This window comes from Pseudomonas sp. B21-021 (assembly GCF_024749205.1).
In the GTDB taxonomy this organism is placed as follows: domain Bacteria; phylum Pseudomonadota; class Gammaproteobacteria; order Pseudomonadales; family Pseudomonadaceae; genus Aquipseudomonas; species Aquipseudomonas paraglycinae.
The window spans coordinates 2,761,203-2,774,190 of sequence record NZ_CP087192.1; the positions used below are offsets into that span (position 1 = coordinate 2,761,203).

The following is a 12,988-nucleotide window of genomic DNA, read 5'->3' on the forward strand; positions in this document are numbered from 1 at the left end:
AGGAAGTATGTCCAGGCCTGAGGGTGAATCGGGTGCGCTCGGCGAAATAAACGCCGGTTATGCGCACTTTCAACTGTCTCGCGCGCTCACTGCACGCGACAACGACGCCAGTCCGCAAGCACTTGCCCGGATCGAACGCTGGCAAAAGGTTCTCGAAAACCTGATGCATGGCCGTGCACTGTATGGCTCGCGGACGCCGTTTGCCGACCTGCCAGAATGGATCACGCTGGAAGTGGCCACTGGCGGCTTTGCAACGGGCAACCTTCTGGCCGGTGGCGAGTTGACCGCTCATGAGCGCCTCTTGGCGTCATCGATTCCCGGCATTCGAGCGGGATACGAACGGCTCGATTTGAATAGGTGGCATCTTTCAGACGAAGGCGTAAGAACGCTGCAAGAGCGATTGACGAACGAAGACTATCGGATCGATGTACCGGAAGAGGCCGCGTTGCTGACAGTGGCCTGGTTTCTGGGGCAAAAGCGCGTCGAAGAAGCCAGGACGTTGATCGAGCAGATCGCGCCTTTCTTCGAACGAGTGCGTTTCTTTCCCGCGGCAGCCAACGAGCGCCCGCTCTCGATGGCTGAAGTTGAAGTTTTCAATGCTGGTCAAATCAGCCTGCGGCTGTCCGTCCTCTTACCCCAGCCTCGTCTTACCGTTCAAAAGCATGTTGTTGAACGCAGGTTGCCTCTCTACGACACGGCGGTCTCGCTGTTCCTGCTGACGTACAACGATGGTTGGCCTTGCAGGTATTACCCTGAAGGCTGGTTCGAGCGCGCTTCGGTGCTCGGTAAAGAATTTGATATCTCTACTGAGGCTGATCCCCGCCGCGCAGGTAACTCCAGTGATCGGGTGGCGGAGTTGCTGGCATTGCTCAAGCAGTGCTCTATTGATCCTGCATCGCTAACGGGGCGCCAGGTTGGACGGATTCGCAGAATTGTCGACGACTTTGTAGCCAAGCATGGACACCCTGAGTCCGAAGAACATTCCAGCAAGCGCGCACAGCAGCGTCATCACGTATCAGCCTCGGCACACTATCTGATTGCCAAGGCTGCTTCCGCGCGACTGGCGAGATATCCAGTTTCGGAAGGCATCTCTGATTTCGCGCCGTTACTGACGCCCATCACCAACGAAGAGGCGAAGGTTTATTCATTGAAGGAGGGGGAGACCATTCCTCCTTCGATTCGTCGACGCCTCGAACGCTGCCGAAAGGGAACGGTTGCAGAGTTGATTGAACATGGGGTCATTACATCCGCAGATACCGTGGCGAAAGTGCTGCCAGCGATGACGGCGCAAATCTGTAGCGCCGGATATCGAGACGTAGCGCTGCGGGCACTGTCTGTCGCAACTTATTGTGCGTTCAGGCGTCGACGCTCTCTATTGCTGCTGAACATGCAGCGTCAGGTGAGAGTCGATGATTTACCTTGGGTGAAAGCCCTGGAGACCGAGTACGAGGCTGGCGCTCTCGCGATTGAAGGTGCCAGACAGGCTTTGGTCGAGGCGTCCGCATTGACCCTTGTTGCATTTCCTCAGGCCATTCTGCCGAACAAGTTGCTTCAGGAGTTTTCCTCGCTTGCCGAATCGGCCAAGCTGGATCTTCCCTTCGTAGAGGAGATCGCGGCTGACATTTTCATGGGCGCTTTCTCCGGCAAGTTCGTGAAGGCTGCCAAGCGTTCAGTCCGTTTGATGGCCGGATCTCTTTACGCACGCTATTACGATATCGATATGGATCAGTTGGTTGCACTACCCAAGCAGCGGAATTCACGAAGCAACAGTGGTGTGCTGGCTGGTTTGTGCGCACGGCGGGCGAATGCCGATATCGGTAGATGGAGCCCGGCGAACAACGGCACGATCATCGAACAGCAACAGATATTGACCACGCAAAACCTGGCAATCCTGTTTGATGATCTGGACCTGAAGACGCTGTTACATGATCGTTTGGGTTCAATGGCCGAGGCATGTTTCAAATGGATATGCAGTCGGCAGCAGATGCAGATCAAGCTCTACCACGCACGTCTGGTCATGTTGAAAAACACAGCGTATGCGTGGCGCCAGATGATTTTTTACCTGTCGATGCTGGATCAGTCCCGGTTGGAAACTGTGCTTGGAAACATTGAAGTGCATTTTGCGGCGCAATCCAGCGCATTTCAGGAGCGATTTCTTCCTGCCATGATCGGGTTGCGCATGGCGGTATCTGGATGTCGGTTGACTTTGGTTCACCAAGAGCGGGAGGGTTGTAAGGTTTTTCTCGGGTGGACCACTGAACGGCACTGGCTGATGCCTTCCTAGATATCGGAAAGCTCCAGGCGTAACGAAAAGCCTGCCTTCAAAAGCAGGCTTTTTGCATTTTCAGAGATGACTTCATTTCAACGCCGCCCGGTCCGCGTACTCACATCCACCCAAACCGCCAACACCAGAATGCTGCCCTTGACGATCATCTGCCAGTAACTGTCGACGTCGAGCATGGACATGCCGTTGTCCAGGCTGGTGATGACCAGGGCGCCGAGGAGGGCGCCGTAGACCGTGCCGGAACCGCCGCGCATCGAGGTGCCACCGATGAAGCAGGCGGCGATGGCGTCGAGTTCGCCCATGCTGCCGGCCGAGGGGGAACCGGCGGCCAGGCGCGCAGTGTTGACCACGCCGGCGAGGGCGCACATCACGCCCATGATTCCGAAAATCCAGAGTTTCACGGCCTGCACATTGATACCGGACAGGCGCGTCGCTTCCATGTTGCTGCCCACGGAGTAGACGCGTCGGCCGAACACGGTCTGGCTGGTCACGTAGCTGAATCCGCCCAGCAGGACCAGCAAAAGCAGGACCGGCACGGGGATGCCGTCATAGCTGTTGAGGGTCTGGACAAAACCGGCCAGCACTGCGCCGATCAACAACACGCGGGCCACATCACGCACCAGTGAATGTGCCGCGAGGCCGTGAAGGGCGCGATTGCGCCGTTGTTTCCAGGTCAGGAACAACGTCAGTGCGAACAGCAGGACGCCCAGGCTGGCGCCGATCGCATGTGGCAAATAACCTTGGCCAATGTAAACAAGCTCCGGAGACACCGGCGCAATGGTCGTACCTCCTGTGATTCCCAGCAAAATCCCCCGGAACGCCAACATCCCGCCCAGCCCCACGATAAATGACGGAATACGCAGGTACGCCGCCATGCAGCCATTGGCGAGGCCGATCAGCAATCCGCACACCACCACAAGGCTCAGGTTCGCCAGCAGTGGTACGTGATAGACAACGTCGAGAATGGCTGCCACGCCACCGAGCAGGCCCAGCAATGAGCCGACCGACAGATCGATCTCGCCGCTGATGATGACCAGCACCATTCCGCAGGCGAGGATCCCGGTGATGGACATCTGGCGCAGCAGGTTGGAGAGGTTGCGCGGTGTCAGGAATCCGCCCTCGGTCTGCCAGCTGAAGAACAGCCAGATCAGCGCCACGGCAAACACCAGTGCGAGCATCTTGTAGCGGGTGAAAAGTTGTTTGACCTGATTCATTTACGCGGATTTCCGATCTTTATTGTTATGGCTGTCAGGCTGGCTGAGTGCCGCGGCAAGCACCTGTTCCTGAGTGAGTTCATGGTTGATGAAATCGCCCTGCAACCGGCCTTCGCCGATCACCAGTACGCGGTCGGAAACGCCGAGCACTTCGGCCAGTTCCGAAGACACCATGATGATCGACACGCCTTCGGCGGCCAGCATCCCCATCAACTTGTAGATCTCGTACTTGGCGCCGACATCCACCCCTCGGGTCGGCTCGTCAAGGATTAGCACCCGGGGCCTGGTCAGCAGCATCTTCGCCAACACGGCTTTTTGTTGATTGCCTCCGGACAGACTGGTGATCGGCAGGAACGGGCTCGCGGTCTTCAGGTGCAGGCGCGAAATTTCCCGATCGATGCTGCCCAGTTCGGCTTCGGCGTCGATGCGGGTCAGTTTCGAGAAGCTTTCCAGTACGGCCAGGGTGATGTTCTGGCCGACACCCAGGTCGGGAATGATCCCCTGACGCTTGCGGTCTTCGGGCACCAGGCACACGCCGGCGCGGATTGATTTGAGCGGCGTGCGGGTGTCAATTGGCTGACCGTCCAGCCAGACTTCGCCTTCGTGGCGACCGGGGTAGGCGCCGAATAGCGCGGTCACAAGCTCCGTGCGGCCGGCACCGACCAGCCCGGCGATGCCGAGGATTTCCCCGCGTTTGAGGCTGAAGGAAACGTCGTCGACCCGTTTGCGTTTGGGGTTGTCGACGTCGTAGCAGGTGATGTGGCGCGCCTCGAAAATCACCTCGCCGATATCGTGTGGTTCGGTGGGGTAGAGGTTGCTCATTTCCCGACCGACCATCTGGGTGATGATCTGGGGAATATCCATGTTCTCCATGGCGGTCGTGGCGATGTGTTTGCCGTCCCGGATCACCGAAATGGTGTCACAGACAGCGGCCACTTCATCAAGCTTGTGGGAGATGTAGACGCAGGCAACACCCTTGGCCTTGAGGTCGCGGATGATGTCCAGCAACACCTCGATTTCCGAACGGGTCAGGGCCGAAGACGGCTCGTCGAGGATCAGCAGGCGCGCCTGTTTGTTCAGGGCCTTGGCGATTTCCACCAGTTGCTGATAACCGCCACCGTACTGCGAAACCGGCAGTGACACGTTCATGTCCGGCACTTTCAGTTCACGCATCAGGGCTTCGGCGCGGTGGATCATCGCCGGGTAATTCATCCGCCCACCCGGCAGCGTCAGCTCATGGCCCATGAAAATGTTTTCGGCCACCGAGAGGTCGGGAACCAGCGTCAGCTCCTGATGAATGATGACGATGCCAGCGGCTTCCGTTTCGCTGATCGATTGCGCCTTGAGCGGTTGACCGTCCCAGAGGATTTCACCGTCCCAGGTGCCATGGGGATAGACCGCAGACAGGATTTTCATCAGCGTGGACTTGCCGGCGCCATTCTCGCCGCACAGCCCGACGCACTCCCCTGGCCGGACCTTGAGGTCGATGCCGTTGAGCGCTTTGACACCGCCGAAGGTTTTGACGATGCCGTTCATTTGCAACAGGTAGTCGGACATGGAGAGGGCTCATATAACAAAGACTCACATGGCACTGATCTTTGTGGGAGCGAGCTTGCTCGCGAAGGCGTCGGCACATTCAAACGCGATGCAGGCTGAACCACCGTTTTCGCGAGCAAGCTCGCTCCCACAAAAGGTTTCGCATAACCAGGGATTGATGCCTTTGTTACTGTCCGGCGATCTGCGCCTTGGTATAGAAGCCGTCCTGTTCCAGCAGGTCGATGTTGTCCTTGGTCAACGGAGTCGGGGTGAGCAGGATGGTGTCGACTTTTTTGCTGCCGTTGTCGTACTGCGAGCCGTACGCGGGTTTCTCGTTGCGCGCCAGTTGCACCGAGAGTTTGGCGGCTTCGGAGGCAATCAGTTTCAGCGGTTTGTAGACCGTCATGGTTTGCGTGCCGGAGATCACCCGCTTGACCGCTGCCAGGTCCGCGTCCTGTCCGGAGATCGGCACCTTGCCGGCCAGTTGCTGGGCCGCCAGGGCCTGAATGGCGCCGCCGGCCGTGGCGTCGTTGGAGGCGACGATGCCGTCGATTTTGTTGTCGTTGCGAGTCAAGGCGTTTTCAACAATGCTCAGCGCCTCGGTAGGGTTCCATTCCTTCACCCATTGCTGGCCGACGATCTTGATATCGCCCTTGTCGATGGCCGGTTGCAGCACTTTCATCTGACCTTCACGCAGGACTTTCGCGTTGTTGTCGGTGGGCGCACCACCCAGCAGGAAGTAATTACCCTTGGGCGCTGCGTGCAGCACGCCGCTGGCCTGCATCTCGCCGACCTTTTCGTTATCGAAGGAGATGTAGGCGTCGATATCGGCGTTGAGTATCAGGCGGTCATAGGACACGACCTTGATCCCGGCTTTCTTCGCTTCGGCCACCGCATTGGTCAGCACGGTGGCGTTGAACGGCACGATGACGATGACATCGACGCCACGGGAAATGAGGTTTTCGATTTGCGAAATCTGCTTCTGCTCGTTGGCATCGGCCGACTGCACGAAGACCTTGGCGTCCATTTTCTCCGCTGCCGCAACGAAGTAATCCCGGTCACGGGACCAGCGTTCCAGCCGCAGGTCATCAATGGAGAAACCGATTTTCGGGTGGGCAGCGTCGGCCATAACCGGCAGCGAAAGCAACGCCAGGGCGCCGGCAAACAGCGTGCGTTTTACGTTCTTCATGGTGGTGCGTCCTTTTATTTTTGTTTGAAAGACACGGCCTGACGATGAATATCGGGCTGGTGGAACTGTAGAGAATCAGCAGGCGAAACGGACTACAGATTTGTCGCGCAAATGTCACAGCGCCCGCAGTCCTCGTTGGCGATCAGCGATAGATGAAACGGTTGACGACGTTTTCGAGCATTTCCTGCCGGCCGCTGACGGCTTGCGGATTCAGTTCGTTGGCGAAGGCGTGCTCGGCCAATGTCTGGAGGTTGAACTCGCCTTCCAGAACCGCCTGGCCGAACGGTTGCTGCCAGCCGGCGTAGCGTTGATCCTTGAGCCGCTGAAGCTGGTCGTTCTGGACCATGGCGGCGGCCCGCTCGAGTGACAGGGCGAGTACGTCCATGGCGCCGACGTGACCGTGAAGCAGATCGACCTCGTCGAGGCTCTGGCGGCGCACCTTGGAGTCGAAGTTGAACCCGCCATTGCCGAACCCGCCGGCCTTGAGGATTTCATAAGTGACGAGGGTCATTTCCTCGACGCTGTTGGGGAATTGATCGGTGTCCCAGCCGTTCTGCGGATCGCCCCGGTTGGCGTCGATGCTGCCGAAAATCCCCAACGAGACGGCCGTCGCTACCTCGTGATGGAAACTATGACCGGCCAGGGTCGCGTGGTTGGCCTCGATGTTGACCTTGATTTCCTTTTCCAGACCGAACTGCTGGAGAAAACCGAACACCGTGGCGCTGTCGTAATCGTATTGGTGCTTGGTCGGCTCCTGCGGTTTGGGCTCGATCAGCAGGTCACCTTTGAAGCCGATCTTGTACTTGTGCTCGACCACCATGCGCATGAAGCGACCCAGTTGTTCGCGCTCGCGCTTCAAGTCGGTGTTGAGCAGGGTTTCGTAGCCCTCGCGACCGCCCCACAACACGTAGTTGGAGCCCTTGAGGCGTTGAGTCGCGTTCATGGCGCTGAAGACCTGGGCAGCGGCGCAGGCGAACACTTCAGGATCCGGGTTGCTGGCGGCACCGGCGGCAAAGCGCGGATTGCTGAAGCAGTTGGCGGTGCCCCACAGCAGCTTGATTCCGCTTTCTTCCTGATGGCGTTCCAGGTGATCGACCATTTGGGCGAAGTGGTTGCGGTACTCCTTCAGCGAATTGCCTTCGGGGGCGACATCCGTGTCATGAAAGCAGTAGTAATCGATACCCAGCTTGGAGAAAAACTCGAACGCGGCCTCCGCCTTGCCGATGGCCAGCTCCATCGGGTCACCGGCGTGTTGCCACGGGCGCTTGAACGTCCCTGCACCGAACACGTCGGAGCCCGGCCAGACAAAGCTGTGCCAATAACAGGCGGCCATGCGCAGGTGTTCGCGCATGGGCTTGCCGAGGATGATCTTGTCGGCGTCGTAGTGACGGAAGGCAAGGGGAGAATCGCTGGCAGGACCTTCGTAGCGAATCCGGTCGACATCGGGGAAGTACGGCATGGGCAATGTCCTTGTTGTTCTTGGTTGTTGTTCTCGGTTGTTGTTCTTGGGGCGTGTCCCGATACTAGCAACGGCCCCGTGCCTGCCGATTACGAAAATCACCAACACGGAGTGCGATTTTGCGTATTGAGATTCGCCCTCTGCGCGCCTAGTCTGTGCAAACCGCCTCTACGGCAAGGGGCCCGGAACAAGCCTGAAAACAATGAAAACCGTACCGCCTGTTCACCGCATCGCCCTGTTGTTCAACGGGAGCAAGATCTATGACCGCGGCATCATCAGCGGCATCGGCAACTACCTGAGCAGCACGCGCGCGTCCTGGGATCTGTTCCTGGAAGAGGATTTTCTCTGCCGCTTGAAAGGCATCGAGCGTTGGCAAGGTGACGGAATCATCGCCGACTTCGATGATCCGCTGATTGGCGAGGCGCTGGCCGACATCAAGTTGCCGGTGGTGGCGGTGGGTGGTTCTTACCAGGATGAGCGGGCCTACCCCAAAGGGATCCCGTACGTTGCGACCGATAATAACGCGCTGATCACCATGGCTTATGAGCACTTGATCGAGGCCGGGCTGCAACGGTTTGCCTGCTTCAGCCTGCCCGAAGCGCAGGCGAACCGATGGGCCCAGGAGCGCGAAAAGGCTTTTCTAAAACTGATGCAGCGGGACGGTTTGCACGCCGAGGTCTATCGCGGCATGGGGACCAGCGCGCCGCTGTGGGACAGCGCCGTCGAACAGCTGATCGCCTGGCTTCAGAGCCTGCCCAAGCCCATTGGCATCATCGCGGTCAGTGACGCTCGCGCCCGGCAGTTGCTGCAAGCCTGCCTGACCGCCGGAATCGCCGTTCCGGAGCAAGTGGCGTTGATCGGCATCGACAACGACCCGCTGACCCGCAGCCTGACCCGGGTCCCGCTGAGTTCGGTGATCCAGGGCACTGAAACCATGGGCCGCACCGCCGCGCAACTGCTGCACCAGATGCTGCACGGCAAACCATCAACGGGCGCGCATGTCCTGATCCCGCCTGAAGCGATCAACGTGCAGGTGTCGAGCCTGCATCAACCGTTGGGCAACCCCTACGTGATGCAGGCGCTGCTGTTCATCCGCCAATATGCCTGCCAGGGCATCAAGACCGCGCAGGTGGCGGCTTATGTCGGCGTGTCGCGCTCCTCGCTGGAGTCGCACTTTCGCGCGGTGCGTGGTTGCAGCGTGCATGACGAGATTCTGCGTTTCAAACTGGCGGCGGCCACTCGCGGGCTGGAAAAAACCGACACGGCGATTGCGGACGTTGCCCGCACGTGCGGTTTCAAATCCGCGCAGTATCTGCACACGGTGTTTCGCCGAGAGTTCGGGTGTACGCCCCGTGAATATCAGCAGGGCGCCAGATAGACGGCCACTCAAAAGCGATCCAGCCGATAAGGCTCGCTCGACGGAAGAACACGAGTCACGTTCTGCGTCGATGGCAAGGCCATCCCCCCAACCATCTCCGCCGTCACCGCCGCCTGCGTCAATCCCAGATGCTGATGCCCGAACGCAAGCAGCACTTTCCCGCCACACACCCGATCAATCACCGGCAACGAATCCGGCAGCGACGGCCGAAACCCCATCCACGGTGTGGCTGCCTCGACATTCAGCTCCTTGCGAAACAACCCCTTGCTCAACCGATGCAACTGCCAGGCGCGGGCCATGGTGGGTGAGGCTTCGAGGCCGGCGAATTCGACGGTGCCGGCCAGGCGCAGGCCTTCGGACATCGGGGTCATGATGAATTTGCGTTCCAGCGAGGTGACGGGGAAGGGCAGTCGGTTGTGTTCGTGAGGCAGCATCAGGTGGTAGCCGCGCTCAGTGTCCAGCGGGACGTTTTTGCCGGTCAGTGCTGCGGTGAGTTTTGCCGAGTGGGCGCCGCAGGCGATCAAAACCTGGCGAGCGGACAGCGTGCCGGTTCCGGTCATCAGGTCGACGCCATGCTCATGCAGTTGCCCGCCCTGAACCGCCTGCTTTACAAACTGCACGCCGCTGGCTTTCGCCGCTTCCACCAACTCACGCACGACGCGGTAGGGATCGATGAAATGCCCGGTTTTCGGGAAAAACAGTCCGCCCTGAATCTGTTCGCTGAGTTGCGGCGCGGTCTCGCGTACCGCGCCGGTCTGCCACCAATCGACTGGCACCTGCTGCTGTTGCATGCGTCGCTGCAATGCTTCGAGGGCCGGGCGTGAGTCGGGGCGCTCGAACACCAGCAGCGAACCTTCCATCTTCAGCAGGTCGGGCCGCTGGATGTCGTTGAGCAAGCGGTGCCAGGCGTCGAGCGAGCTTTCATTCAGTGCCCGCAATCCGGCAACGGTACGCTGGTAAGGCGCCGAGCGCAGGTTCAGCAACAGCCGCGTAAACCAGGGCAGGGCCCGGGGCAGGTATTTCCAGTCCAGGCGCAGCGGCCCCATCGGGTCCATGAGCATGGCCGGCAGGTGTTTGAGGATCGAGCGGTCGGCAATCGGAAACACTTGCTCGGTCGCCAGGTGCCCGGCGTTGCCGAACGAGGCGCCGTGGCCCGGTTCCTGCGGGTCGATCACCACCACCCGCAAACCCTGACGGGCAAGGCGCAGGGCACTCGCGACGCCGATGATGCCGGCGCCGACCACGGCGATGTCGTGCGGGTCATTCGGCATTTTTCGCGGTTTCCCTTTGGCCATCGAGCAAGCGACGCAGCGACAGTGGATTGGCGTGTTTGAGCGCGGTCGGCAGCAGGCTGTCGGGGAAATCCTGATAGCAGACCGGGCGCAGGAAACGCAGGATCGCCGCGGTGCCCACCGAGGTGGTGCGCGAATCGGAAGTCGCCGGGAACGGCCCGCCATGCACCATCGCATCGCAGACTTCAACGCCGGTCGGCCAGCCGTTGACCAGCAGGCGCCCGGCCTTGCGCTCCAGGGTTGGCAGCAATGCGCGGGCCTGTTGCAGATCCTCGTCATCCAGGTGCAGCGTGGCGGTCAGTTGGCCTTCCAACTGTTCGAGCACCTGACGGATTTCAGCGTCGCTGGCGCATTGCACAATCACGGACGCGGCGCCGAAGGCTTCGGCCTGCAACGAATGATCGGCGAGGAAATCGGCGGCTTCGGTGACGAATACATGGGCCTGGCCCTGATTCGGGTCCGTTGCTCGCTGGCCGACAGCGGCAATGCGCGCCCGGGCATTTTCCGCGAGGGCATTCACGCTGGATTCGTAGGCATTGAAGATCCCCGGCGTCAGCATGGTCTGCGCGGGGCTGCGCTGGATGAGTTCGGTGGTGGCGCCAATGAAGTCGTCCAGCGCCGGCCCCTTGTGGGCGATGACCAGACCGGGATTGGTGCAGAACTGGCCGGCGCCCAGCGTCAGCGAAGCCACATAACCTTGGGCCAGTGCTTGGGCGCGGTTCTGCAGCGCTGCCGGAAACAACAAAACCGGGTTGATTGAGCTCATTTCCGCATACACCGGAATCGGCTCGGACCGTGCTTGTGCTGCTTTGATCAGCGCGAGCCCGCCACTGCGCGAACCGGTGAAGCCGACCGCCTTGATCCGTGGATCGCTGACCAGCGCAATCCCCACTTCGCGGCCGGAGCCGTACAACAACGAGAACACACCTTCTGGCAAACCACAGGCCTTGACTGCCCGAGCAACGGCGCGACCAACCAGTTCGCTGGTGCCGGGGTGGGCGCCGTGGGCCTTGACGATCACCGGGCAACCGGCGGCCAGCGCCGAAGCGGTATCGCCACCGGCCACCGAGAACGCCAGTGGAAAGTTGCTCGCGCCAAACACGGCCACCGGGCCCAGTGGAATCTGCCGCTGACGCAGGTCCGAACGCGGCATTGGCTGGCGTTGCGGTTGCGCTGTATCGACTCGCACATCCAGCCATTCACCGGCCCGCACGGTGCGGGCAAACAAGCGCAGCTGCTGGCAGGTGCGACCCCGTTCACCCAGCAGGCGCGGGCGCGGCAAGCCGGTTTCGGCCATGGCGCGGTCGATCAGTTCGTCGCCGAGGGCTTCGATTTCGCCCGCGATGGTTTCAATGAATTCAGCCCGCGCCTCAAGCGATGTCTCGCGATAACGGTCGAGCGCCGCCCAGGCCAGTGCGCAGGCCTGCTCGACATGTTCGGCAGAGCCGCCGGCGTAGGCCGGTTGCAAAGGCGAGTTTGTAGCGGGGTTGATTCCGTGGATGACGTCGCGGTCGCCGGTGAGGGTTTGCTGACCGATCAGCAGTTGGCCCGTCAGAGTCATGGCGCATTCCTTATCAATAAAGCAGGTCACGAATAAGGCCCGCCGCCGTGGGTGGCGGCGGGCTTGAGCGCAGCGGCAGGTCAGGCGAAGTTCTGTTCCGCCGACCAGTTTTCGTACCAGTGACGGAACAGCGTGTACTGGGCGTCTGCGTAACGGCGTTGCGAGTCGCTGAGCGCATCGGTTTCGTTGAAATGCAGGGTGTATTCCTTGTCGCCGTTGAGCACCATCAGGTGTTTGTAATACAGCACCAGATCCGTGCCTTCGTCGAAGGACGACAGCACTGCCAGCGCCGATTCCAGCTCACGGGCCTGACGTCGGGCCTTGGCATCACCCTTGGCCGCCTGCTTGCTCAGGGCCACCAGTTGCAGCACTTCGCGGGGCAGGGCGTTGCCGATGCCGGTGATGGCGCCGGTGGCGTTGCAGTTGACGAAACCGTGCACGACCTGGGTGTCGACACCCACCATCAGGGTCACGTCATCGTCCTTGGAGGTGATGTTTTCAGCGGCGTAGCGCAGGTCGGCGCCACCGCCGAATTCCTTGAAGCCGATCAGGTTCGGATATTCACGGCGCAGTTCGAAGAACAGGTCGGCGCGGGTGGCGAAGCCGTAGTAAGGGCTGTTGTAGATCACCGCCGGCAGGTTCGGCGCGGCTTGCAGAATCGCCGCGAAGTGGGCTTTTTGCGCCGCCGCCGAAGCGCCACGGGACAGTACCCGAGGAATCACCATCAAACCCTGCGCGCCGACTTTCGCCGCATGGGCCGCGTGGGACACCGCTTCACGGGTGTTGACCGCGCCGGTGCCGACGATGGTCGGAATCCCGGCCGCCACCAGCCGCGCCACGCCCTCCTGACGCTCGGCTTCGGTGAGCAGCGGCCAGTCGCCCATGGAGCCGCAGTACACGACGGCGCTCATGCCGACGTCGATCAGCTCGCGACCCTTGGACACCAAGGCGTCGAAGTCCGGTTTGCGTGTGGCGGTGCAAGGGGTCATCAGGGCGGGCATGCAGCCGGTGAAGATGTTGTCGCTCATTATTGTTCTCCTTGGAACGGTCATTCAGAGGGGTTTGAAGTGCAGCG

At 60.5% G+C, this 12,988-nt stretch carries 9 protein-coding genes; 2 read left to right on the forward strand and 7 right to left on the reverse strand.

What is annotated here, in order from left to right:
- Positions 1-7 precede the first annotated feature (7 nt).
- Positions 8-2,284: a hypothetical protein gene (locus LOY31_RS12225; RefSeq protein ID WP_258713357.1), complete on the forward strand. Its 2,277-nt coding sequence runs from the start codon at positions 8-10 to the stop codon at positions 2,282-2,284.
- A 77-nt stretch (positions 2,285-2,361) separates the two neighbouring features.
- Here the strand turns inward: LOY31_RS12225 and LOY31_RS12230 are convergent, their stop codons facing one another.
- From LOY31_RS12230 to xylA, 4 genes are all read right to left on the reverse strand, one after another.
- Positions 2,362-3,498 (reverse strand): sugar ABC transporter permease, encoded by a 1,137-nt coding sequence (locus LOY31_RS12230; protein WP_258713358.1) that lies wholly within the window; start codon positions 3,496-3,498, stop codon positions 2,362-2,364.
- A complete protein-coding gene (gene xylG, locus LOY31_RS12235) occupies positions 3,499-5,055 on the reverse strand; it encodes a D-xylose ABC transporter ATP-binding protein (RefSeq protein ID WP_258713359.1) in 1,557 nt (518 codons plus the stop codon).
- A 166-nt stretch (positions 5,056-5,221) separates the two neighbouring features.
- Positions 5,222-6,223: a D-xylose ABC transporter substrate-binding protein gene (gene xylF / locus LOY31_RS12240; protein WP_258713360.1), complete on the reverse strand. Its 1,002-nt coding sequence runs from the start codon at positions 6,221-6,223 to the stop codon at positions 5,222-5,224.
- Positions 6,224-6,365: 142 nt separating this feature from the next.
- Positions 6,366-7,682: a xylose isomerase gene (gene xylA, locus LOY31_RS12245; protein ID WP_258713361.1), complete on the reverse strand. Its 1,317-nt coding sequence runs from the start codon at positions 7,680-7,682 to the stop codon at positions 6,366-6,368.
- A 202-nt stretch (positions 7,683-7,884) separates the two neighbouring features.
- Between xylA and LOY31_RS12250 the strand changes: the two genes are divergently transcribed.
- Positions 7,885-9,060, forward strand: coding sequence for a XylR family transcriptional regulator (locus LOY31_RS12250; RefSeq protein ID WP_258713362.1), 1,176 nt, complete (start codon positions 7,885-7,887; stop codon positions 9,058-9,060).
- An 8-nt stretch (positions 9,061-9,068) separates the two neighbouring features.
- On the opposite strand, the gene LOY31_RS12255 is transcribed toward LOY31_RS12250, so the two are convergent.
- The 3 genes from LOY31_RS12255 to LOY31_RS12265 form a co-directional block, all read right to left on the reverse strand.
- Positions 9,069-10,331 carry an FAD-binding oxidoreductase gene (locus tag LOY31_RS12255; protein ID WP_221533478.1) on the reverse strand — a complete coding sequence of 421 codons (1,263 nt, stop codon included), beginning with the start codon at positions 10,329-10,331 and terminating at the stop codon, positions 9,069-9,071.
- Positions 10,321-11,913, reverse strand: a complete 1,593-nt coding sequence (locus tag LOY31_RS12260; protein ID WP_221533477.1) for an aldehyde dehydrogenase (NADP(+)) — start codon at positions 11,911-11,913, stop codon at positions 10,321-10,323. Before LOY31_RS12260 ends, LOY31_RS12255 begins: the two co-directional genes overlap by 11 nt.
- 80 nt (positions 11,914-11,993) lie before the next feature.
- On the reverse strand, positions 11,994-12,941 hold the full coding sequence (locus LOY31_RS12265; RefSeq protein ID WP_221533476.1) for a dihydrodipicolinate synthase family protein: 948 nt from the start codon (positions 12,939-12,941) through the stop codon (positions 11,994-11,996).
- Between the last annotated feature and the right edge of the window lie 47 nt (positions 12,942-12,988).

Excerpts from the sequence above, each read along its gene's own strand:
- LOY31_RS12225 (WP_258713357.1), top strand. The coding sequence starts at position 8 with ATGTCCAGGCCTGAGGGTGAATCGGGTGCGCTCGGCGAAATAAACGCC.
- LOY31_RS12230 (WP_258713358.1), bottom strand. The coding sequence starts at position 3,498 with ATGAATCAGGTCAAACAACTTTTCACCCGCTACAAGATGCTCGCACTG.
- LOY31_RS12260 (WP_221533477.1), bottom strand. The coding sequence starts at position 11,913 with ATGACTCTGACGGGCCAACTGCTGATCGGTCAGCAAACCCTCACCGGC.
- LOY31_RS12255 (WP_221533478.1), bottom strand. The coding sequence starts at position 10,331 with ATGCCGAATGACCCGCACGACATCGCCGTGGTCGGCGCCGGCATCATC.
- xylF (WP_258713360.1), bottom strand. The coding sequence starts at position 6,223 with ATGAAGAACGTAAAACGCACGCTGTTTGCCGGCGCCCTGGCGTTGCTT.
- LOY31_RS12265 (WP_221533476.1), bottom strand. The coding sequence starts at position 12,941 with ATGAGCGACAACATCTTCACCGGCTGCATGCCCGCCCTGATGACCCCT.
- xylG (WP_258713359.1), bottom strand. The coding sequence starts at position 5,055 with ATGTCCGACTACCTGTTGCAAATGAACGGCATCGTCAAAACCTTCGGC.
- xylA (WP_258713361.1), bottom strand. The coding sequence starts at position 7,682 with ATGCCGTACTTCCCCGATGTCGACCGGATTCGCTACGAAGGTCCTGCC.
- LOY31_RS12250 (WP_258713362.1), top strand. The coding sequence starts at position 7,885 with ATGAAAACCGTACCGCCTGTTCACCGCATCGCCCTGTTGTTCAACGGG.